The organism is Alkalimonas cellulosilytica, assembly GCF_036325985.1.
GTDB lineage: Bacteria > Pseudomonadota > Gammaproteobacteria > Enterobacterales > Alteromonadaceae > Alkalimonas > Alkalimonas cellulosilytica.
Genome location: NZ_JAUHLI010000007.1, coordinates 145,084 through 166,173, shown reverse-complemented (window position 1 = coordinate 166,173; position 21,090 = coordinate 145,084). Strand labels below are relative to the sequence as shown.

The following is a 21,090-nucleotide window of genomic DNA, read 5'->3' as shown; positions in this document are numbered from 1 at the left end:
GCCCTCTGGGCCGCTCACTGCTGCTTAGCTGCCTCTTGCTCCAACTCTTTACGAATGGCCGGTAAATCCGGCCGGCACAACAAGTACGTCAATGGCCGGGTCACCGCCGGGTACACCACAATCAGTGCAATGACATAAGGAATAATGCGCCAGTCATTGGCCTGGGCCATCATCAGAAAGAACACAAACAAAATCACCAGTTTGATAAGGTTCAGTAGCAACTTCTTCGGTACCGGCAAACGGTCGGCTGCGGTGCGCATCACCTGCATCCGCTCGGCAAAGTTCAGCCCTTCAAGTTCTGGAATACGTTGGCTGTTAAAAAACATCTGGCACCTCATTTAGAGTGATAAGCTAGCGGAGCATTGACGTGGTTAGTTTATCAGAATGGATGGGGGCTGTCCTGTCTGCGACTCCGCGAAACGGCAGGGATGCCGTTTCAGGATGAAAACCAGCTAGTGACAGGGTGCCGTGTAATTTGTTTATAATTGTTGCATCTGTGCTGGTAACTGGATTTGATGCTGGCGTCACTCAGGTTGAAGTGATACTATTTTTGCACGGTTCTGGACACCAGATAAACACTCAAAGAAGCACTAAACTGTGGCTTTAGGCGACAGCAACGGTGCGTAAGAAGATGGACTTTATGCTCAACACCCGAATCAATTTTCTTCGTCTGCTGCTGCTCAGTGTAGCCGTCACCTTAAGCAGTGCTTGTGTTAGTACCAACTCGCAGAATCAGAGTTTACTTGCCGCCGACTCCATCACCGCCATGCCCCTGCTACCAGAGAGCAGTTTTCCTTCGTTGGCCAACGCGAATAGTGGCGATCTGGTTGAGCTCGCCGAGTCGCCTTGGGGGAACCCGGTGCAAGTGCGGGTGAAAGATCGTTACGTCTCCGCCAGTAATCGCCTTTGTCTGGCACTGCAAGTTGCCCCAGAACAACAGAATCAGTCTGCCTTGGTGTGCCAAAATGAAGCCCGGCAATGGTATCAGGGCCGCGCACTGGCTTTTTAAGCGAATAACAAACGCACAGGCCCAGACAGGGCCATGCAAAAGACGGATTACATCATGAAGCGAATTTCCATGCGCCAAGGTCGACTACTGGCAACAGCTTTGTTCGGATTGCTGTGCTGTGCCTCGACCGCACTGGCAAATCCTTTTACAGATCAGTCGCAACAAACTCAGGCACAACAAGCCCGAGCCATGCAGGCGCAGCAACAAGCAGCTTTGCAAGAGCCTCGATCCAATGTCAATTGGCAGCAAGGCGGTTATGGCCCTATCCCCACCATGGAGCAGGGCATAGTCAGAGACATGCGACCTTTCGGTGCTGAACTGTTCAGCGGTGGCTTTCGTGGCACCCGGGCCGATGGCCTGAACCCTGATTATCGGATTTTGCCGGGGGATCAGGTCACTTTGCGGGTATGGGGTGCCGTCGATATTGACCGTATCTTACCGGTAGATGCGCAAGGGAACATCTTTATTCCCAGCATTGGCCCGGTGCAGGTGCAAGGGGTCAGCCACAGTCAGCTGGATACCATTGTGCGCAATGCTGTGCGCAAAGTGTACCCGGATAACGTCTATGTCTACACTAACTTGCAAGGCGTTCAGCCAGTAGCAGTTTTCGTCACTGGCTTTGTCAATAAACCGGGCCGCTACGCCGGTGTTCCCAGTGACTCTGTGCTGTATTTTTTAGATCAGGCCAGTGGCATTGATGAAGAGCAGGGCAGCTATCGCCGCATTCGTTTGCTGCGTAATGGCGAAACCCTGGCTGAAATGGATTTGTACGATTTTCTGCTGGAAGGCAAGCTGAATCATGCGCAATTGCAAAATGGTGATACCATTTTGGTTGAGCGCCGCGGGCCGCAAATTGCCGTCCATGGTGAGGTTGGCCGGGCTTATTTTTACGAACTCAACGATGACGTACTCTATGGTAAAACCTTGATGCAACTGGCACAGCTGGATGCCGGTGTATCGCACGCCTTAGTCCGCGGTCAGCGCGCCAGTGGGCCTTACGCCAATTATCAACCGCTGGAACCTTTCGCTGAACTGGCTATCGCCAATGGTGATGAAGTGGTGTTTGTGGCCGATCGCCATGCCGATACCATTGTGGTGCAACTGGAAGGCAGTTACTACGGACCCTCTTTCTTTATTTTGCCGAAAAATGCGACCTTGCACCAGCTACTGGATAACATCCCGGTCGATCAGGTGATCGCGGAAACCCGCAGCATCTCCATTCGTCGGGTCAGTGTGGCCGAACGTCAGCGTGAATCCTTGCTTGAGTCGTTACGGCGCTTAGAAACCACCTACCTGGGGGCTTCGTCGGCAACGGTCGAAGAGTCCGCCATCCGGGTGCGTGAAGCTGAGCTTATCAGTGCTTTTGTCGCGCGTGCTCGTGAAGTCGAGCCCAATGGTCGTCTGGTGGTGAGTCATCGGGATCAATTGCTGGATTTACGGCTGCAAGATGGCGATGTGATCACCATCCCTGAACGCTCAGACTCCATCTTGGTCAGTGGCGAAGTGTACATCCCGCAAGCCTCGATCTTTGTCCCCGGCATGAGTGCCTGGAACTACATCGAAGCCGCAGGCGGTTTTAGCCAGCATGCCGACAAACGCCGTATTCTGATTGTGCGGCAAAATGGCGAAGTGCGAAATGCCCGTGATGTCGAGTTACGGCCAGGCGATGAAATTTTGGTATTACCAGCCGTTACCACCAAGAATCTGCAGCTGGCATCCACACTGACGCAAATTATTTATCAAATCGCCATTGCTGCCAAAGTGGCCATTGATATCTAAGCGAAGTAGGGCACTGAACGGATGAAAGAGCGCAGCTCAATACAGGTCACTTTGCATGTATGGTACGCGCTCTTTATGCGGGAAGCGATGGCCAGGATGTCAGGGGATCGCTTTGGCTGGACCTGGATGTTGCTGGAGCCGATAGCGCATATCATGATCATGATAGCGGTGCGGGAGTTTATGGGGCGGATACGTTTTATTCCCGGGGCAGACTTCATCCCTTACCTAATCGTTGGTTTGATGGGATTCTTTGTATTCCGGGATGCCGTAACCCGCTCCATGTCGGCCATCAATGCAAACAGCGGCCTGTTTGCCTATCGCCAGCTTCATCCAGTAGATACCGTCATTGTTCGTGCGGCACTGGAAGGCGTACTAAAGACCACCGTGTTTTTGATTCTGGTTTGCGGAGCCGCTTTTATCGGCATGAACATCGTTCCACACAACCCGATGCAGGTTGTCGCTGGCTGGCTTACGCTCTGGTGTCTTGGCTTTGGCTTGGGGTTAATTTTTTCCATAGCCGTTACTTTGGTGCAGGAGACTGAAAAAATCATTCGCATGATGATGTTTCCTTTATACTTTTTATCCGGTGTTATTATTCCTGTTCAACTCATGCCCTACAGTGTACAGCAAGTCCTTATCTACAACCCTGTGTTGCACGCGCTGGAGTCCATGCGTTATGGTTTTTTCCCTTCCTACCGCAGTGTACAGGGGATTGAACTGATGTATCCATTGGCGGTTGCTCTGAGCTTAATCCTGCTGGGATTAATGCTGCAAATTCGTCTTAAAACGAAGTTGATGGCCCGATGATTGAGGTTCGTAATCTCTATAAACGCTATCATGGCCCTTTTGGTGGCGACTGGGTACTTCAAGATGTCAATTTTGTGATCCCGCAAGGGGTGAGCGTTGGTTTGATTGGCCGTAATGGTGCCGGAAAGTCCACGTTGCTCAAACTATTGGCTCGGATGGACACGCCGGATAAGGGCGACATCATTACCAATAGCAAGATCTCCTGGCCAATTGGTTTAAAAGGCGGCTTTCAAGGCAGCATGACTGGCCGACAGAATGTGAAATTTGTCGCTCGTATTCATGGTGGTGAAGACCGAATGCAGCAAATTATCGACTATGTGCAAGACTTTGCCGAAATAGGTAAAGCCTTCGATCAGCCGATGAAAACCTACTCCAGCGGCATGCGCAGCCGGTTGGCTTTTGGCTTATCGTTGGCTTTCGATTTCGATGTGTACATCTCCGATGAAGCCACCGCGGTAGGGGATACAGCATTTAAGAAAAAAGCCAAGAAGGCGTTCCGTGATCGTATCGGTAAGTCAAGTTTGATTATGGTATCGCACAGTGTTGGTATTTTGCAGGACTTATGTCAGGCCGGGATTTGGTTGCATCAGGGGCAAGCCATTTGGTTTGACAAACTGGACGATGCCTTAGCAGCATACAACGAGAGTATTAGTAAATGAATAAATTACAACAGCATCCACAGTGGGCCGTTGCGCTGGTCGTCATTATCGTGGCATTTTTTTACTGGATGCTACTAGCCACCGATCGCTATGTTTCTGAAGCGAACATTGTGCTTAAAAGCCCGGAGATTTCGCCTGCTAGCCTGAATTTTTCATCGTTATTGTCCGGCACCTCGGGTGCCGGTGACTTGCTGCTGCTACGGGATCACTTGTTATCGGTCGATATGCTGAATGTGCTGGAGCAGCAGCTGCAGATTCGTCAGCACTTTGCCAATAAAGACATCGATCGATGGTCGCGCCTTAGCAGTGAGGATGCGCCGATGGAGAAGTTTCACAGCTACATGCTCAATCGCATTAACATTCACTTTGACGACTACGCCAATGTCCTGCGTTTGAGGGTTCAGGCCTATAGCCCGGAAATGGCTCAGCAAATTGCACAAACATTGCTGCAGGAAGGTGAGCTGCATATGAACCGTATGGGGCAGCGACTGGCTGAAGAACAAGTGGCTTTTATTGAAGGCCAGGTCGAAGTGCTGGAAAAACGCTTGTACAGTGCACGTGAAGCACTGCTTTCTTTTCAGAATACCCATGGCCTGGTCTCCCCGACAGGCTCGGTGGAAAGCATCATGATGATTGTCGCTCAGCTCGAAGCGCAAAAAGCCTTACTCGAGGCTCAGCGTAAAGCCAGCAGTAGCTTTCAGAGCCCAAGCTCACCGGAAATGCAACGGCTTGACAGTCAGATCCAAGCCTTAAATACGCAAATTAACCTGGAACGAAGTAAAATGGCCACCTCGGATGGTGATGCCCTGAATCGTATTTCTGCCGAATTTGAAACCCTGACCTTACAGGCACAATTTGCCCTGGAATTGTACTCCAACTCGTTATTGATGTTGGAAAGCACCCGGGTAGAAGCCGCACGCAAACTGAAGCAAGTCTCAGTGTTGCAATACCCCACCTTGCCACAATACTCGGTAGAGCCTCGCCGCAGCTACAACTTTATCGTTGTTTGTTTTTTCGCGATTGTTCTGGCTGGTATTGCGCAATTGACCCGTGCCATTATTCGCGATCACCTGGACTAGTGGTAGACAGCCGTTGAGTACACTAGCTGCTGTTTTGCAGGAAAAAACCGCTCAAAGCGACTGGGCTTTGCTGACTGCATCTGCAGATTTTTTGGCAGCACTTGGTGGCGAAGCTCAGGCTCTGTTGCATTGGCGCCAGATCGTCGCCAAGCCTTTAAGCAAGATAGCGCTGGATGAAAGCCTGGCATTCATTCAGCAGTGGCAACAGCTGGAGCTGGCTTGTTGCAACTATTTACGGCCAGTAAATACCGCTGGCCTGACATGCCAATTGCTGCTGATAGACCATCAGTTAAGTGAAAAGCTATTTAGCCAGCTGCTACAACAAGCAGCAGAGTTTCCTGAGCCCATTATCTGCCTTGCGGCAACTAGCCCGGCTGATCAACTGCGACTGCAACAACTGCAACAGACTGCTGTGATAAGCCCGGAGATACGGGAACGCCTGCAGTTCCAGCCGGCTTGTCATACCGCCAGTTTAATGCAAGCCGCCAGCCGGGTGTTTTGTAGCCGTTCTCTGCTAGCGCTGGAAGCCTTACTGTGGCAAAAGCCACTGCACTGCGGACAAGACTCACCCTTGGTCAGTTGCGAGCTAAGCCATGGACTTTTTAGTCAGCAGATTGCAGCTAAAGTTGTATTGCCGGTTTTTATCCATCATGCCATCCTGGCAGGCGAGCAGGCACTGCACCCGGAGCGGCAACAAGCTTGTTCGCCCATCGAGTTATTGAACTGGGCAGGATTGCAGCAACGCATGCGACTGAGCCTGCCGCAGCAGCTTTATGCCTATGGCTTTTCCCGCTTTTGGCGCAAAACTTTGCAACGCTTTAGCCAAGGCAGTGCCATTCGTTTTGTGCACCAGGAAGCTGAATTACCAGCCCAGGGCACGGTGCTGGTGTGGGGGCGCAGAGCCTTGCCCGTTGTTCAGCCAGGCTTAAGGCTCATTCGGTTAGAAGATGGCTTTATCCGTTCGGTAGGTCTCGGGGCCGAGTTTGCCCAGCCGATGTCGTGGATTTTTGATCAGCAAGGTCTGTATTTTGATGCAACCCAGCCATCGGATTTGGAGCAATTGCTGCAAACACTGACTCTCACCGACCAACAGCGTGAGCGGGCAGAAGCACTGCGGCAACGCATTTGCCAACAAGGTGTCACCAAATACAATGTGGGTCAGACCGGCTGGCAACGCCCGGATACCAACAAGCCGGTGTTGCTGGTGCCTGGGCAGGTTGAAACCGATGCCTCCATTGAGTTTGGTGCGCATCAGGTTCGCAGTAACCTGCAACTACTGCAACAGGTACGAACGAATAACCCGGATGCCTGGGTCATCTATAAACCGCATCCAGATGTGTATTCCGGTGCCAGAGCAAAGGGAGCCGGCGAAGATGAAGCCATTCGTTTCTGTGATGAGCTGGTGCTCGATGTCAGCATGGCCGAATTACTGCAGCAGGTGGATGAAGTGCATCTGATGACCTCATTAACCGGCTTTGAAGCCCTGCTCCGAGGGAAAAAAGTGGTGTGTTACGGCTGGCCATTTTACGCCGGTTGGGGGTTAACGGAGGATAGGTTCGCCCCACCACGGCGGGGCAGGCCGCTAGATATAGCGACCCTGGTGTACGCTACCCTCATTGCTTATCCGCGCTACATCAGTGATGTAACCGGCGGTTTTAGCACACCGGAGCAAGTATTAACCGAACTGGAACAACGCAGGCAGCAAAACCCAACACTGGCTGATAAGGCCTTGTTGTGGGTACGTAAAAGGGTGCGATGGGTGCTTAATCTGTTGTTTGGGAAAAAGTAAATGCAGCAAAGCGACAACAACATGGCCGCAGGCAGTGGATGCAAGCGCGTCGCGGTAGTAGGCTCTTTGACGCAGGCGATGTTGAACTTCCGCAGTGATTTGATCCGCGAGATGGTGGCAGCTGGCCATCAGGTGTATGCCTTTGCCACCGATTACACCGAACAGAGCGAAGCCCTGGTGCGAGAGCTTGGCGCCATTCCTGTGCCGTATCACCTGAACCGCTTTAGCCACAACCCCTTTAAAGACCTGGCTACCAGTTGGCAGTTGTATCGGTTGTTCAAGCAACTGCGCATTGACATCAGCTTTTGTTACTTCGTCAAACCAGTGATTTTTGGCACCCTGGCAGCCTGGCTAGCCAAGGTGCCGTACCGGGTAGCCAAAATAGAAGGGCTGGGCCGTGCTTTTATTGAGCCGCCCGAAGGTGCCGGGCTTCGCTGCCGCCTGGTGCGTCGGGTACAAGTGGCTTTGTACCGCTTTGTGCTGCCCAAAGCCCAGCAGGTATTTCTGCTGAACCCGGATGACTACCAGGATCTGATTCATCACTACCAGATCCCAATCAGTAAGCTCACCATGCTAAACGGCATTGGTACCTGCCTGGCGCGCTACCCCTATCACCCGCCTCAGTTGGATCCAATCCGCTTTATTTTTGTTGGCCGTTTGCTGCAAGAAAAGGGCATTCGTTACTTTCTGCAGGCCGCCAAACGCATTAAAGCCAGCCACCCAGCGGTTGAATTTGTGGTGGTTGGCCAGCCGGATACTGCCAAGGGATCCATCAGTAAAGATGAACTGAAAGAAGCGGTAGACACTGGCCTGCTGGTGTATCCGGGCCTGGTCAATAATGTGGTAGACTATCTGGCGGAGGCCAGTGTGTTTGTCCTGCCGTCCTATTACCGGGAAGGCGTGCCGCGCAGCACGCAGGAGGCCATGGCGGTTGGCTTGCCTGTCATCACCACCGATATGCCGGGTTGCCGGGAAACGGTCGAGCAGGGCAAGAATGGCTTTTTAATCCCTCCGCATAACGTCGATGCATTGACCGAGCAAATGCTGTACTTCATCCATCACCCAGAGCAAATTGAAATTATGGGACAGTGCAGCCGGCAACTGGCTGAGCAAAAGTTTGATGTGGTAAAAATTAACCAGCAAATTATCGCTGCACTGAGGCTAACCTCGAATCGCCCCGATGTCAGCAAGCAACACAGCGAGCAGCCCACATGAGTTTACGTCTGATTGTCACCGGTGGTGCCGGCTTTATTGGCTCGGCGCTGGTCCGTTACCTGCTAACCTCCACGCCGCACCAGGTATTGGTGATCGATAAGCTTACCTATGCCGGTAATCTGGCATCTCTGGCTGAAGTGGCCGACCATCCCGGCTATCAGTTTGTGCAGGCCGATATTTGCGATCAGGCCAGAATGCAGCAATGCATCCAGCAGTTTCAACCCGATGTCATCATGCATCTGGCAGCAGAAAGTCATGTCGATCGTTCCATCGATGGCCCGGCGGCCTTTATTCAAACCAACATTGTGGGTACTTACAGCTTGCTGGAGGCCAGCCGCCAGTATTGGCAAAGTCTGCCTTTGGAGAAGCGGCAGAGCTTTCGCTTTCATCATATCTCGACCGACGAAGTCTACGGCGACCTGGCAGGCACAGATGATTTATTCACCGAAACCACACCCTATGCCCCAAGTTCGCCGTACTCGGCCAGCAAAGCCAGTTCAGACCATCTGGTACGGGCCTGGCAGCGTACCTATGGCTTGCCGATCTTAATCACCAATTGCTCCAATAACTACGGCCCTTACCACTTTCCGGAAAAGCTGATCCCACTGACTATTTTAAATGCCATGGCAGGGAAACCCTTACCAGTGTATGGCAACGGCCAGCAAATCCGCGACTGGCTCTACGTCGAGGATCACGCCCGAGCCTTGCTATGCGTGGCAACCAAAGGCCAGGTAGGCGAAACCTACAACATCGGCGGCCACAACGAAAAACAAAACATCGAAGTAGTCTGTTCCATCTGTACAATTCTGGAAGAATTGGCCCCCATTCAACATTCAAAACTCAACATTCAACACTACGAAAGTTTGCTAACTTTCGTTCAAGACCGTCCCGGCCACGATCGACGCTATGCCATCGACGCCTCCAAACTAGAACGCGAACTGGGCTGGGTGCCTCAGGAAACCTTTGAAACGGGGTTGCGCAAAACGGTGCAGTGGTATCTGGCTCGTCGGGATTGGTGGGAGCCGCTTCGCGGCGGTCACTAGTTGCCTGCGGCAACGGTCGCTAGCTGGCCCCGCCAGCGGTAACAGCGACAAAGTCGCCGGGCTAGTGGCATTTTTGATGGGCTCCACGTATGATAAAACCGCAAATAACGCAGGGAATGAATACCATGTCGCAATTTAAAATTGCCATTGCCGGTACCGGCTATGTGGGCTTATCCAATGCGATGTTGCTGGCGCAGCATCATCAGGTTGTAGCTTTGGATATCCTGCCGGAAAAAGTAGCCATGCTTAATGCCGGTCGCTCACCGATAGAAGACCGGGAAGTCGCAGATTTTCTAAGCCGAAAAACACTGAATTTTACCGCGACGACAGATAAACTTCAGGCCTATCAAGATGCGGACTTTGTGGTCATTGCTACGCCCACCGACTACGATCCTCAAACCAATTATTTTAACACCAGCAGTGTAGAAGCCGTCATCGCCGATGTCTCGGCCATAAATCCAAAGGCAGTGATGGTGATTAAATCAACAGTCCCGGTGGGTTACACCGCCTCGATAAAAGCAAAGCTTGGCCTTAAAAACCTGTTGTTTTCACCCGAGTTCCTGCGCGAAGGCAAGGCCCTGTATGACAATTTACACCCATCGCGTATCATCGTTGGTGAGCGCTCAGAGCGTGCCAGTGTATTCGCTGCTTTGTTGCAGCAAGGAGCTGTCAAGCAAAACATTCCGGTACTTTTTACCGATAGCACCGAAGCTGAAGCGATCAAGCTGTTCTCCAATACCTATTTAGCGATGCGGGTTGCTTTCTTTAACGAGCTGGACTCCTATGCAGAAAGCCATGGACTCAATAGTCGCCAAATTATTGAGGGGGTAGGGCTGGATCCACGCATCGGCAATCACTACAACAACCCCAGCTTCGGCTACGGCGGGTATTGTTTACCCAAAGATACCAAGCAATTGCTGGCCAATTACCAGCAAGTGCCCAACAACATCATCCAGGCCATTGTGGATGCCAACCAAACACGTAAAGACTTTATCGCCAGCTCTATAGTCAACAAAGATCCCAAAGTGGTAGGGATCTTCCGCCTGGTGATGAAAGCAGGGTCGGATAACTTCCGGGCTTCTGCCATCCAGGGCATTATGAAGCGAATAAAAGCCAAAGGGATTGAGGTGGTGGTGTACGAGCCTGAGCTTAAAGAAACGCACTTCTTTCGCTCACGGGTGATTAAGGATTTACAAGAGTTTAAGCAAATTTCTGATGTCATCGTCGCCAATCGCCGGACAGAAGCGCTGGCAGATGTTGCAGACAAAGTTTATACCCGTGATTTGTTTGGCAGCGACTAGCTAGCTTGGCCAGCGGTCGCTAGCCGCTTCGCGGCGGTATCCAGGAAACTTATGAAACTACTGATAACCGGCAGCAAAGGCCAGGTTGGCACCGAGCTAAAGCAGCAACTGGCAGAGATAGCTGAGCTATTGACGCCATCCCGGGCCGAGCTGGATTTGGCCAATGCGTCGGCTGTGCACGCCTATCTGGCACAGCATCAGCCGCAGGCGATTATCAATGCGGCCGCTTATACCGCAGTGGATCTGGCCGAGACCGAGCAAAAAGCAGCCCTGGCAGTGAATGCAAAGCTGCCAGAGCTGTTAGCCCGCTACTGCGCCCACAGCGGGGCTTATTTGCTGCATTACTCCACCGATTACGTCTACCCGGGCACGGGTACCGAGCCCTGGCAAGAAGACAGCCCAACAGCCCCGCTGAATTATTATGGCCACAGCAAACTGCAAGGCGATCTAGCGGTGCTGGCGCAGTGCCCATCGGCGGTGATTTTTCGCACCAGTTGGGTGTACTCGGATCACGGTAAAAACTTCCGCAACACCATCATTCGCTTGGCCAAAGAAAAAACCGAATTAAGCATTGTCGCCGATCAAATCGGCGCGCCCACCCCCGCCAGCCTGATTGCCGCCATCAGTGTGCAGACACTGCAGCGCTACCAGCAGGGCCAGCCCATCGCTGGCGGGGTCTATCATCTGGCCCCACGCAGCTACTGCAGCTGGTACGATTTTGCCAAGATAATTGTGCAGCAGGCTGAGCAGCAAGGGCAGAGCCTCACCTTGAATGCTAGTGCGATTCACCCCATACCCAGCAGTGCTTATCCAACACCGGCCAAACGCCCGTTAAACTCGCGGCTTTGTGTCGATAAACTGGAGCGCGCCCTTGGTATTCGTTTGCCTTTATGGCAGGAGCTGCTTGCGTCGAAGACGCTGTGACTAGCTGGCTCTGCTTGCGGTCACTAGTCGCTTCGCGACACTTCCTGTTATACTCAAGCCATACAGGGTGTTAAGAGCGATTCCATGCGACTTTCTGACCACGAAAAACACATCATTCTGGAGGCTGTTGCTGCTGAAGATGCCACGGCGCGTGTTTTTGTGTTTGGTTCCAGGGCGAATGACTCCAGCAAAGGAGGGGATATCGATCTGCTGATTGTGTCCAAAAACTTCACAAAACAAAATGTTCGCAATACCCGCTGGCGCATTCAGGAACAACTTGGAGAGCAAAAAATCGATATTGTGACAACCAAAGATGGTCACGAAAGCTTCGTTCAACTGATACAGCCGCAAGCGCAGGAGTTGGCATGACCAGCAAGAAAAGCTCGTTGCAGTACTTTCAGGAGTGTTTAGACCAACTGCACAACGCCAGTCGTTGGCTAGAGCGCTCCTACCATCAGTGTGTTGCGTTTCAGCTGAATGCGAAGCTGACTGAAGCGCAATTTGACTCCTTAGAAAACTTAAGCAGCCGTTTTGCCAGAGTGACCGATTTACTTCTGAGTAAAACCTATCGGGCACTTGATCTGGTGGAGCTAATGGAACCAGGCAGCTTGATTGATACCATCAATCGGGCGGTGAAACGTGATTTGATTGAAAGTGCGGAATTGGCTCGGACACTCAAAGATATCCGCAATGAAATTGTGCATGAATACGTGGTTGAAGACTTGCAAGCATTGCAGCAGGAAGTGTTAGCTCACACAAAAACGCTGTTGGAACTGGTCGAAAAAGTCAGTGGTTATGCCCAACGGCAGTCACTAGCTGGTTCTGCCAGCGGTAACCAGGCCTTTCAGGCCGGTAACTAGCCGTTTCACGGCGGTCACAAGTTGCCTGCAGCAACGCTCAACAACTAGACAGCCCCAAAGGCCTATTGTAAAGTGAATGAAGCGCACCATGCATGTCAGAGGAAACATGAACACCATTGATCGTAAGCAATATCCCGAGCTGGATCAGTTGTTGTGGGATACTCAAGCTCGATTTTTAACCGAAAAAGATGCCTTGGATGTCTATGAGCGCCGTTGGTCTTTTGTCGATAAAAGCAAGTTGGTGGCAGCCGAGCGTACTCTGATTCAACAACTTGCCCAGCGTGCCGGTGGTTTTCTGCCTGCTGGGGGCTAATCCATCCTATGTCAGCTTACAAGCGCCTTCAGCATCAACGGATAGCAGCTTGCCTGGAAAACTTTAACAGCGACTTCCTGAGTCAGCATACTATTTTGTTTGGTGGCGGCACCCGTATTGCGTTGGAGTTTGGCGAGTACAGAGAATCGGTTGATATTGATTTTTTGTGCCCGGATAAAGCGGCGTATCGAGCGGTTCGTCAACAGGTCACCAACCAATCACTGGGCAAGCTTGTGCAGCAAGATTTCCATTACAGCCGGGATATCATCTTTGACCGCTATGGTGTGCGTACTTTTATTGTTGCGTCAGGGGTTCCGATTAAACTTGAGTTTGTCGCCTTCGATAATTACCAATTAGAGACAGATAAAGCAGGCACTTTATTCCCGGTGCCTTACATCAATCATGCATCTTGTTTTGTTACCAAGTTACTGGCCAATGCGGATAGAGTTGGTGTGAAGCCATACAAGGATATTTTAGATATTCTTGTGATGTGTGCTCATTTAGGGGAAATCCCGCAAGCCGCACTGGACGAAGCGTATAGCCACTACAGCAAGAAAGTGATTGACCAATCATTACAGAAAAGTTTGCTGCAACTAACCCAAAATACAACGGTGTATGCAGAAGCTGCTGTAGGTATGGGGGTTGATAGCCACTTTTTTTCGAGTGTCATTTTACCAGCTGCTTATAAGTTGCTGGCAGAGCCAGCGGTCACTAGCTCGCCAAGCGAGCGGTAACCAGGATCTTCGGGCCGGTCACTAGTTGCCTGCGGCAACGGTCTAGTCTGTAATAGACAGAAAACAGACAAGGTGCTACATTGTACTTAATTTGTAACACATGAGGCGTAGCCATGAGTGACGCAACCTTTACCTTCCGGGTCGATGAAGCGTTGAAGAGCCAGTTTGCCCAAGCAGCCAAATCTCGCGATCGTAGCGGGGCGCAGCTGCTTCGGGATTTCATGCGGGAGTTCGTACAGCAACAGCATCTAGCCGCAGAGCACGATGATTGGTTTCGCAGCCAAGTACAGATCGGCCTGAATTCGGCTAATACAGGCAATTTGGTACCTGCCGCTGAAGTAGAAGCTAAATTTGCGGCTCGTCGTGCTTCAACACGTCGTAGGCTCAAAACATCTAAATGATGGAATTGCTTTGGACGCCAGAGGCAATACAAGACCGCGATGCAATTTATGACTACATAGAAGCCAATAACCCCACAGCAGCCTTGGCTCTCGATGAGCTATTGTCAGAAAAAGCTTTGCGCTTAGCCGAGTATCCTAACCTCGGTCGTCTTGGCCGAGTGACAGATACCCGTGAGCTGGTTGCTCATCAAAACTATGTTATCGTTTATGACGTGGTCGGGGAGCAAGTTCGCGTGCTTCGAATTCTTCACGCTGCTCGACTGTGGCCGCCGTCCGGTATCGCATGACGTCGCTATGCGACTGGTAACCAAGCCCTTCAGGCCGGTCACAAGCCGTTTCACGGCGGTCATTATTTGCCTGCGGTAACGGTCACCGCGACAAAGTCGCGCTTGCTCTTTCCCCCCAAAAAACCTAAACTGCCTTTTTAATTTTTTCCCGCTTTTTCTGTGGGCAGAGGGCATCGTTTTGCGCAAAGGTATCGTACTGGCAGGAGGCTCTGGTACACGCTTGCATCCTATCACGCTTGGGATTTCCAAGCAGTTGCTGCCCATTTACGACAAACCCATGATTTATTACCCCATCTCGGTGCTGATGCTGGCCGGGATCCGCGATATTCTCATTATCACCACACCAGACGATCAACCTGCCTTTAAGCGCCTGCTAGGCACAGGCGAGCAGTTTGGTGTGCGTTTTGAGTACTGCATTCAGCAAAAACCCGAAGGGTTAGCACAGGCCTTTATTCTAGCCGAAGACTTTTTGCAGCAAGCACCCGTTTGCATGGTGCTGGGCGATAATATCTTTCATGGCCAAAGTTTTAGTGAGCAATTAAAGCGGGCCAGTGCCCAGCAGCAGGGGGCAACCATCTTTGGGTATCAGGTCAAAGATCCCGAGCGTTTTGGTGTGGTCGAATTCAACGACAGCGGTAAGGCCTTGTCGATTGAAGAGAAGCCCAAACAGCCTAAATCCAGCGTTGCGGTGACGGGCCTCTATTTTTACGATGGTAAAGTCAGCGAGCTGGCGCGTACTTTAACACCCTCTGCACGTGGGGAGCTGGAAATCACCTGCTTAAACAACCTTTACCTGGAGCAGGGCCAGCTGCAAGTAGAACGTTTTGGCCGTGGCTTTGCCTGGCTCGATACCGGCACCCACGACAGCTTGTTGGATGCAGCGCATTACGTGCAAACCATCGAGCAGCGTCAGGGGTTAAAAGTGGCTTGTCTGGAAGAAATCGCCTGGCGACAGGGGTGGGTGGACGATAAGCATTTGCTGAAGCGTGCCCGCGCCTTTGCCAAAACCGGCTATGGCGCCTATTTGCGTCATTTAGTTGATTAATCCCTATTTCAGGAAGAAACTAAGGAATTCGTATGAAAGTCACTAAAGCAGTTATTCCGGTTGCCGGGCTTGGCACCCGCATGTTGCCAGCCACCAAAGCCATTCCGAAAGAGATGCTGCCGGTGGTGGATAAGCCATTGATTCAGTATGTAGTGAATGAATGCATCGCAGCTGGTATCAAAGAAATTGTGCTTGTGACGCACTCATCAAAAAACTCCATTGAAAACCATTTCGATAAAAGCTTTGAACTCGAGTCCATGCTGGAAAAGCGGGTCAAACGCCAGCTGCTTGATGAAGTTCAGGCCATTTGCCCGAAAGATGTCACCATCATGCATGTTCGTCAGGGGGAGGCCAAGGGCCTGGGCCATGCGGTGCTTTGCGCTTATCCATTGATTGGAGATAACCCTTTTGCTGTGGTGCTGCCGGATGTGTTGATTGATCATTACGACTGCAATCCTAAGCAGGATAACCTGGCTGAAATGATCACACTATTCGAGCACGATGGCGTCAGCCAGGTCATGGTTGAACCGGTACCAATGGAGCAGGTAAGCAGCTACGGCGTAGCCGATGTTGAAGGGCATCAGATGCAAAGTGGTGAGTCGGTGAAAATGACCGCTATTGTTGAAAAACCTGCAGTCGAAGATGCACCTTCCAATTTATCGGTCGTTGGGCGTTATGTTTTCTCCGCTGATCTCTGGGAAGCTTTGCAATATACCCCGATTGGGGCAGGCGATGAAGTGCAGCTAACCGATGGCATTGCCATTTTAATGAAGCAACAGCCGGTCAATGCCTATCATATTAAAGGGCGTAGCCACGATTGTGGCAATAAGCTGGGCTACATGAAGACTTTTGTTGAGTTCGGTTTGCGCAGTCAGGTTCTTGGCAGCGATTTCAATGCGGCTATGCACGAACTCATGGCCAGATACCCAAAAAACTAAGCGGATCGCTAAGCTATGCAGATAGAGAAAACAGCCATTCCTGAGGTATTGTTGATAAAGCCCAGGGTATTTGAAGATGAACGGGGTTTTTTTCTGGAAAGCTTTAATCAGCGTCAGTTCGAGCACGCCTTAGGCAAGCAGGTGAGCTTTGTGCAGGATAATCACTCCAGGTCCAAAAAAGGTGTACTGCGTGGTTTGCATTACCAGATAAAGCAGCCACAGGGCAAGTTGGTAAGGGTTGTGCAGGGCGAAGTGCTGGATGTCGCTGTGGACCTTCGCTGTTCATCGCCCACCTTTGGGCGCTGGGTCAGTGCGCGTTTGTCCGCAGAAAATAAAATGCAGATGTGGCTGCCGGCAGGCTTTGCGCATGGCTTTATTGTGCTTAGTGATACCGCCGAATTTGTTTACAAGGCTACGGATTATTATGCCCCTGAGTTTGAGCGAGCCATTCGCTGGGACGACCCGGACCTGGCCATCGACTGGCAGTATGAAGCTTTGCCAGACTTATCAAAAAAAGATCAACAGGCGATAAGCTTTGCAAGTGCTGAGTCTTATCGATGAAACATCCATGAAGCACGAACTTTAACAGACCAAGCCAACAGGGCTATGTTACAATTCGATGGCAACCGGAATTCATTCCGGTTTTTCAATTGTCAGCACAGGCACTCGGATCGCAGTCAGGAACTCAGGCATGAAAAACATCATTACGTATGGCACTTTCGACCTTTTTCACATTGGCCACTTAAACTTGCTAAAGCGCCTTTCAGAAATGGGTCAGTTAACAGTGGCTGTATCGACCGATGAGTTTAACGAAGGCAAAGGTAAAAAGACCATCATCCCTTTTGAACAGCGCATCGAAATTGTTCGTGGTTGTCGTTATGTGCACCAGGCGATCCCGGAAAGCAGCTGGGAGCAAAAAATTAATGATATTCAAACCTACCATATCGATACCTTTGTGATAGGTGACGACTGGCAGGGCAAGTTCGACTTTCTAAAAGAATACTGTGAAGTGGTTTACTTGCCGAGAACGGAAGGGATTTCCACCACCCAGCTCAAAAAAGCACTCAGTGCTTTTTCCAGCATTAATAAAGAAGAATTTATGCGGGCTTTTGAAATTCTGGAAATGCTAAAAGCCGACTTAAACTAATAGTTGCAGGAACGAATGATGAAAGTACTCAAGCACCTGCTGAAGAATAATTATGAAAAAAAGAAGCTGCAGCAGCAGCTCGATCTTATTGCCAACAGCGATTACTTTGATGCCAACTACTATCTGGAACACAACCCGGATGTAGCTGAAGCAGGAATAGATCCAGTTGAACACTTCCTGAAATTTGGTGGCTTTGAAGGCCGAAAGCCCAGTGAGCGCTTTGATCCAGAGTTCTACTTGCAGAAGTACGAGGATGTGGCAGAAAGCGGCATGAACCCCTTACTGCATTTCATACAAAGTGGGGCAGAAGAAAACAGGGAACCGTTGTCTGCTTCGGATGTAAACAAAACCGAGGTTGCCGTAGATAATGAGCAGATCGATTGCGGCCTGCAATTACTGCAGCTGCTATTGCTGCAAGGCAATTATGCCGATTTCGATGCACTGATGGCACAATTGCAGCTCAATCAGCTTACCGACCAACCCAATCATGCATTAGCATTGCAGCAACTTCAGTTGGAGCGTTGGCTGGCTACAGCAGATGTCGCAGCATGCACTTCCTGGTTAGAGAAGCATCAAAATCATGACTTTTACTGGTTTTATCAGGCCAAGCTACAGTTGTTTGCTGGTGATTATCAGGCCGCTTTAAAGGCCGCTCAGAGCTTTCTGTATCAGCAACCTATCGTGGATGAGGGTTTTTATCTGCTGGCCGATGCGGCCGTTGGTCTGAATGAACCGGAGCAAGTCTGGCAAAGTATCAATCAATCCATTGCCCACACCAACAGAGCTCGAAGCTTTCAGCATTTGGCGCAGCTGGTACAAACGCCGTCCTCGCTGGATGGCTATTTGACCACGCTTCGACAATGGTGTTTAAAAAAGCCTAACGCCAAGTATGAACCTGAAGTTACGGTTGCCACGGCAACAGCGTGCAGCCAGGCTGGCAATCTGGTACTGGCAAAGCAAGTACTGCACGACTGCATTGCCTTTCACCAAAACCGCAAACATGGCTTTGCGCAGCTTCGGCAATTACTGATCAGTTTCAGTGCTCATCCACATCTCCCGTTATGGCCACAGCCTTTCCAGCAATTGCCTGCTGGCAAAGCGCTTAATTGCCAGCGTCGAATGCAACTGGCTTTGCATGATCTTTTTCGGGTGACGGAGCCGCAGGCGCATCAACCTTTTTTAATGCAGCATAGTTTGCAAGCTGTCATGCTTGATACTGACTTTGATCCCAGCCGGTTGTTGACACTTGGCCTGGCACCGGCAGCCGATAAAGCCGCTTTGGTAGATGCGTTGCAAAGCAGTCCGCTTTTTCAGGTGGTGCAGCACAACAGCCAACAGCTGCGTATTAAGCATTGCAACGGCATTTCACTGCAGCTGTATTGCCATCAGCAACAAGATAGCGGTTGGATCTACAGCGATCATGGCGTTCGTTGGTTTACAGCGCCTGTCATGGTCGAGACATTTTGCTGGGCTGGCACTACCTTGGGTATTCCTGCCGCCGGCAAAGACTACCTGGCACAGTTCAGTAAAGACTGGGCCCAGCCAGGATTTGACTATGTCGTGCAAAGTGGCAACCGCCAAGTGCTTCATCAGGATCAATACAGTATTTATTGCTATCAACGTCTGCTGTCAGCGTTGATTGCACAGGACTTACAGACAGAAGTACTGATGTTGCGCGAACTCAGTCGCTATGAAAGTAAGCAAAGCTATCAGCAGTTGGTTGCCAGCAATTACAGTATTCCTACGGCAAAAGAAATTCAAAATGCCGGCGTTAAAGTTGTACTTTTCGTCTCAGGTATTGAAAGTGTTGGCTATCAGGCCAATATGTGGATCCCGGTGCTCGAGTCTCTGTCGGTGCCCTGCGCTATTGTCATCAGGGAAAAGCGCACTGCCAGTGAGCTGTTACCAACCAGCTTACCAGTGTATTTTTTACAGAGTATGAATGATCTTGAAGTGCTTGAGCAGGCTGGTGTTCGAACTGTGCTGTATCCGGGCAATTCACAAAAAGCAACACAAATGCTGCGTTTCCATCGTTTGAATCACTTTTTTATTAATCATGGTGAAAGTGATAAGGTGGTCAATCAAAGCAAGTTTTTAATGGCTTATGATAAACTTTTGGTTGCTGGCCCGCTTGCTGAGCAGCGTATTCGCGATGCTGGCCTGCCTGTTCGAGCCGACCAGGTGGTTCAGGTTGGACGCCCGCAAGTAGAAATGAAATTGCAACAAGTATCATCAGCATGCATTTCAGTCCGAACCATTCTTTACGCTCCAACCTGGGAAGGCTTTAATGATGAAGCGAATTATTGCTCAATCAATAGCACTGGCATGGAGTTGCTGCAGACATTAGCTGCCAGCAGACGTTTTAAAGTATTATTCAAGCCTCATCCATACACGGGCTATGATCCATCGGGGCAGGCTAAACTGTTTCTGGAAAAAATGTGTGAACTTGCGCAGTCAAATAGTCAGATAGACTTATTTGGTTCTGAGACAGATATCCACGACTTAATGAATCGTTCGGATCTTCTTATCACCGACATTTCAAGCGTCCTGAATGACTACCTTTATACCCTGAAACCAATTGTACTTACCAACTCACGTCAGTTCACTCAGCAAAGATTGGACGCAGAGTTTCCCTCAACAGCATCCGCGTACGTCGTAAACAATGCAAACGACATTCTAGGACTTGTTGACGCCATCATGGTAGATGACGTTAAGTTTGAAAAACGCAGAGCGCTTAAAAATTATTCACTAGGCAGTTATCCAAATGGAGCATTGGCAGCATTTGATCAGGTGGTTACCTCAAGTGCTTCTTAAGTACACTGCAACGATGGAATCTTTATGATAAATTTTAACCTAACAACTTCAAAGAACTACTTAGGTGTTCAATCACAGCTTAATACACTGATTCAGAAGCACTTACCAGCAGGTTCATACACGGAAACAACTCTGGAGTATGTCGAAGGTGCGCTTAATTTTACAATGTTTGTCATGCAGCAGGCCGATGTATTGATGTCGCATGGGGCTGCTGATAAGAATTACCATTGGAAGAAGTACGCCAACAAGAGCTTTGTGAACGAGCAAACGCGTAGGAAGCACTTGTTTGTGCCGGGAAATCTGCTCGTTGACCGGATCAGCCAGTCCAGGAAATTACCCAGCTTCAATCGAACGAACGTTCACAGCGTAGGCTGGCCGCGGCTGGATGCGTTGATTGCTTTGCAAAATGAGTACGATAAAGTTAAACCTGCCACAGGAAAGAAAAATGTCCTTTGGGCACCAACGCATGACTACAACCGAAAAGGTGCGAATGCAGATGTTATATCTTCCTATCCTGATTTTGAACCTTATATGGAACAGCTTGCCGTGCACTACGATGTGAACGTTTCTCTGCATCCACGCAACCGCAAAGACAAAAAGCCTACCTACCAACAGTTGCTGGAAGCCGATGTGGTGATTTCAGATCTTGGCACCATGGTTTGGGAAGCCTGGGCCTTAGGAAAAACGCTTATTTTTCCGGATTGGATTATCAAAGAAAGAATGCTCAAGCATAAAAAGAATTCCGCAGAATGGCGGATTTTTGCCGAGGACTATGGGCTTCACGCTTCAAGCATTGAGCATATGAAGGATGTGATTGCAGAATCACCGGCAATGGATACTCGTACCAAAGAGTTCTTTGAATACTACTTAGATCCGAAGTACTTAGGTTGCAGTGGCAAGCGGATTGCTGACTTGCTTTTAGCTTTGGATAAATAATTTTACGGTT

General features: G+C 50.3%; 23 protein-coding genes. 22 read left to right on the top strand and 1 reads right to left on the bottom strand.

The features are described from left to right. Positions 1-14: 14 nt before the first annotated feature. On the bottom strand, positions 15-326 hold the full coding sequence (locus tag QWY20_RS08770) for a DUF6170 family protein (protein ID WP_330128643.1): 312 nt from the start codon (positions 324-326) through the stop codon (positions 15-17). A 293-nt stretch (positions 327-619) separates the two neighbouring features. On the opposite strand from QWY20_RS08770, the gene QWY20_RS08765 reads away from it, so the two are divergent. From QWY20_RS08765 to QWY20_RS08660, 22 genes are all read left to right on the top strand, one after another. After that, positions 620-1,009, top strand: a complete 390-nt coding sequence (locus tag QWY20_RS08765; RefSeq protein ID WP_330128642.1) for a DVU3141 family protein — start codon at positions 620-622, stop codon at positions 1,007-1,009. 54 nt (positions 1,010-1,063) lie between these two features. Beyond that, complete coding sequence (locus QWY20_RS08760) at positions 1,064-2,788, top strand: polysaccharide biosynthesis/export family protein (protein ID WP_330128641.1); 1,725 nt, start codon at positions 1,064-1,066, stop codon at positions 2,786-2,788. A gap of 21 nt (positions 2,789-2,809) precedes the next feature. Beyond that, entirely contained in the window at positions 2,810-3,595 is a 786-nt protein-coding gene (locus QWY20_RS08755) for an ABC transporter permease (RefSeq protein ID WP_330128640.1), read from the top strand. Beyond that, positions 3,592-4,254, top strand: a complete 663-nt coding sequence (locus QWY20_RS08750; protein WP_330128639.1) for an ABC transporter ATP-binding protein — start codon at positions 3,592-3,594, stop codon at positions 4,252-4,254. The genes QWY20_RS08755 and QWY20_RS08750 overlap by 4 nt, the downstream gene beginning before the upstream one ends. After that, positions 4,251-5,333 carry a chain-length determining protein gene (locus tag QWY20_RS08745; RefSeq protein ID WP_330128638.1) on the top strand — a complete coding sequence of 361 codons (1,083 nt, stop codon included), beginning with the start codon at positions 4,251-4,253 and terminating at the stop codon, positions 5,331-5,333. Before QWY20_RS08750 ends, QWY20_RS08745 begins: the two co-directional genes overlap by 4 nt. Positions 5,334-5,346: 13 nt before the next feature. Further along, on the top strand, positions 5,347-7,122 hold the full coding sequence (locus QWY20_RS08740) for a capsular polysaccharide export protein, LipB/KpsS family (protein WP_330128637.1): 1,776 nt from the start codon (positions 5,347-5,349) through the stop codon (positions 7,120-7,122). Then, positions 7,123-8,337: a glycosyltransferase family 4 protein gene (locus QWY20_RS08735; protein WP_330128636.1), complete on the top strand. Its 1,215-nt coding sequence runs from the start codon at positions 7,123-7,125 to the stop codon at positions 8,335-8,337. Next, a complete protein-coding gene (gene rfbB / locus QWY20_RS08730; RefSeq protein ID WP_330128635.1) occupies positions 8,334-9,380 on the top strand; it encodes a dTDP-glucose 4,6-dehydratase in 1,047 nt (348 codons plus the stop codon). The genes QWY20_RS08735 and rfbB overlap by 4 nt, the downstream gene beginning before the upstream one ends. A gap of 125 nt (positions 9,381-9,505) precedes the next feature. Continuing rightward, positions 9,506-10,681, top strand: a complete 1,176-nt coding sequence (locus QWY20_RS08725) for a nucleotide sugar dehydrogenase (protein ID WP_330128634.1) — start codon at positions 9,506-9,508, stop codon at positions 10,679-10,681. A gap of 51 nt (positions 10,682-10,732) precedes the next feature. Next, a complete protein-coding gene (rfbD, locus tag QWY20_RS08720) occupies positions 10,733-11,605 on the top strand; it encodes a dTDP-4-dehydrorhamnose reductase (protein ID WP_330128633.1) in 873 nt (290 codons plus the stop codon). An 84-nt stretch (positions 11,606-11,689) separates the two neighbouring features. Beyond that, complete coding sequence (locus QWY20_RS08715; RefSeq protein ID WP_330128632.1) at positions 11,690-11,974, top strand: nucleotidyltransferase domain-containing protein; 285 nt, start codon at positions 11,690-11,692, stop codon at positions 11,972-11,974. Continuing rightward, positions 11,971-12,465 carry a hypothetical protein gene (locus QWY20_RS08710; protein WP_330128631.1) on the top strand — a complete coding sequence of 165 codons (495 nt, stop codon included), beginning with the start codon at positions 11,971-11,973 and terminating at the stop codon, positions 12,463-12,465. The genes QWY20_RS08715 and QWY20_RS08710 overlap by 4 nt, the downstream gene beginning before the upstream one ends. A gap of 106 nt (positions 12,466-12,571) precedes the next feature. Further along, complete coding sequence (locus QWY20_RS08705) at positions 12,572-12,778, top strand: hypothetical protein (protein WP_305945087.1); 207 nt, start codon at positions 12,572-12,574, stop codon at positions 12,776-12,778. A gap of 8 nt (positions 12,779-12,786) precedes the next feature. Then, positions 12,787-13,512, top strand: coding sequence for a nucleotidyl transferase AbiEii/AbiGii toxin family protein (locus QWY20_RS08700; protein ID WP_330128630.1), 726 nt, complete (start codon positions 12,787-12,789; stop codon positions 13,510-13,512). Between the two features lie 113 nt (positions 13,513-13,625). Then, positions 13,626-13,913 carry a CopG family ribbon-helix-helix protein gene (locus tag QWY20_RS08695; RefSeq protein WP_330128629.1) on the top strand — a complete coding sequence of 96 codons (288 nt, stop codon included), beginning with the start codon at positions 13,626-13,628 and terminating at the stop codon, positions 13,911-13,913. After that, entirely contained in the window at positions 13,913-14,200 is a 288-nt protein-coding gene (locus QWY20_RS08690) for a type II toxin-antitoxin system RelE/ParE family toxin (RefSeq protein WP_330128688.1), read from the top strand. The genes QWY20_RS08695 and QWY20_RS08690 overlap by 1 nt, the downstream gene beginning before the upstream one ends. A gap of 178 nt (positions 14,201-14,378) precedes the next feature. After that, positions 14,379-15,245 carry a glucose-1-phosphate thymidylyltransferase RfbA gene (gene rfbA / locus QWY20_RS08685; RefSeq protein ID WP_330128627.1) on the top strand — a complete coding sequence of 289 codons (867 nt, stop codon included), beginning with the start codon at positions 14,379-14,381 and terminating at the stop codon, positions 15,243-15,245. Between the two features lie 32 nt (positions 15,246-15,277). Further along, on the top strand, positions 15,278-16,183 hold the full coding sequence (gene galU / locus QWY20_RS08680; RefSeq protein ID WP_330128626.1) for a UTP--glucose-1-phosphate uridylyltransferase GalU: 906 nt from the start codon (positions 15,278-15,280) through the stop codon (positions 16,181-16,183). Between the two features lie 15 nt (positions 16,184-16,198). Then, positions 16,199-16,744 carry a dTDP-4-dehydrorhamnose 3,5-epimerase gene (gene rfbC / locus QWY20_RS08675; protein ID WP_330128625.1) on the top strand — a complete coding sequence of 182 codons (546 nt, stop codon included), beginning with the start codon at positions 16,199-16,201 and terminating at the stop codon, positions 16,742-16,744. Positions 16,745-16,874: 130 nt separating this feature from the next. After that, the gene (locus QWY20_RS08670) at positions 16,875-17,330 is read left to right on the top strand and encodes an adenylyltransferase/cytidyltransferase family protein (RefSeq protein ID WP_330128624.1); all 456 of its coding nucleotides are present in this window, start codon (positions 16,875-16,877) and stop codon (positions 17,328-17,330) included. Between the two features lie 18 nt (positions 17,331-17,348). Then, on the top strand, positions 17,349-20,144 hold the full coding sequence (locus QWY20_RS08665; protein WP_330128623.1) for a CDP-glycerol glycerophosphotransferase family protein: 2,796 nt from the start codon (positions 17,349-17,351) through the stop codon (positions 20,142-20,144). Positions 20,145-20,168: 24 nt separating this feature from the next. Further along, positions 20,169-21,080: a CDP-glycerol glycerophosphotransferase family protein gene (locus QWY20_RS08660; RefSeq protein ID WP_330128622.1), complete on the top strand. Its 912-nt coding sequence runs from the start codon at positions 20,169-20,171 to the stop codon at positions 21,078-21,080. Positions 21,081-21,090 lie beyond the last annotated feature (10 nt).

What these genes read in the sequence shown, in the direction of transcription:
- QWY20_RS08770 (WP_330128643.1), bottom strand. Translation starts at nt 326, where the DNA reads ATGTTTTTTAACAGCCAACGTATTCCAGAACTTGAAGGGCTGAACTTT.
- QWY20_RS08760 (WP_330128641.1), top strand. Translation starts at nt 1,064, where the DNA reads ATGAAGCGAATTTCCATGCGCCAAGGTCGACTACTGGCAACAGCTTTG.
- QWY20_RS08755 (WP_330128640.1), top strand. Translation starts at nt 2,810, where the DNA reads ATGAAAGAGCGCAGCTCAATACAGGTCACTTTGCATGTATGGTACGCG.
- QWY20_RS08750 (WP_330128639.1), top strand. Translation starts at nt 3,592, where the DNA reads ATGATTGAGGTTCGTAATCTCTATAAACGCTATCATGGCCCTTTTGGT.
- QWY20_RS08745 (WP_330128638.1), top strand. Translation starts at nt 4,251, where the DNA reads ATGAATAAATTACAACAGCATCCACAGTGGGCCGTTGCGCTGGTCGTC.
- QWY20_RS08735 (WP_330128636.1), top strand. Translation starts at nt 7,123, where the DNA reads ATGCAGCAAAGCGACAACAACATGGCCGCAGGCAGTGGATGCAAGCGC.
- rfbB (WP_330128635.1), top strand. Translation starts at nt 8,334, where the DNA reads ATGAGTTTACGTCTGATTGTCACCGGTGGTGCCGGCTTTATTGGCTCG.
- QWY20_RS08725 (WP_330128634.1), top strand. Translation starts at nt 9,506, where the DNA reads ATGTCGCAATTTAAAATTGCCATTGCCGGTACCGGCTATGTGGGCTTA.
- rfbD (WP_330128633.1), top strand. Translation starts at nt 10,733, where the DNA reads ATGAAACTACTGATAACCGGCAGCAAAGGCCAGGTTGGCACCGAGCTA.
- QWY20_RS08715 (WP_330128632.1), top strand. Translation starts at nt 11,690, where the DNA reads ATGCGACTTTCTGACCACGAAAAACACATCATTCTGGAGGCTGTTGCT.
- QWY20_RS08710 (WP_330128631.1), top strand. Translation starts at nt 11,971, where the DNA reads ATGACCAGCAAGAAAAGCTCGTTGCAGTACTTTCAGGAGTGTTTAGAC.
- QWY20_RS08705 (WP_305945087.1), top strand. Translation starts at nt 12,572, where the DNA reads ATGAACACCATTGATCGTAAGCAATATCCCGAGCTGGATCAGTTGTTG.
- QWY20_RS08700 (WP_330128630.1), top strand. Translation starts at nt 12,787, where the DNA reads ATGTCAGCTTACAAGCGCCTTCAGCATCAACGGATAGCAGCTTGCCTG.
- QWY20_RS08695 (WP_330128629.1), top strand. Translation starts at nt 13,626, where the DNA reads ATGAGTGACGCAACCTTTACCTTCCGGGTCGATGAAGCGTTGAAGAGC.
- QWY20_RS08690 (WP_330128688.1), top strand. Translation starts at nt 13,913, where the DNA reads ATGGAATTGCTTTGGACGCCAGAGGCAATACAAGACCGCGATGCAATT.
- galU (WP_330128626.1), top strand. Translation starts at nt 15,278, where the DNA reads ATGAAAGTCACTAAAGCAGTTATTCCGGTTGCCGGGCTTGGCACCCGC.
- rfbC (WP_330128625.1), top strand. Translation starts at nt 16,199, where the DNA reads ATGCAGATAGAGAAAACAGCCATTCCTGAGGTATTGTTGATAAAGCCC.
- QWY20_RS08670 (WP_330128624.1), top strand. Translation starts at nt 16,875, where the DNA reads ATGAAAAACATCATTACGTATGGCACTTTCGACCTTTTTCACATTGGC.
- QWY20_RS08665 (WP_330128623.1), top strand. Translation starts at nt 17,349, where the DNA reads ATGAAAGTACTCAAGCACCTGCTGAAGAATAATTATGAAAAAAAGAAG.
- QWY20_RS08660 (WP_330128622.1), top strand. Translation starts at nt 20,169, where the DNA reads ATGATAAATTTTAACCTAACAACTTCAAAGAACTACTTAGGTGTTCAA.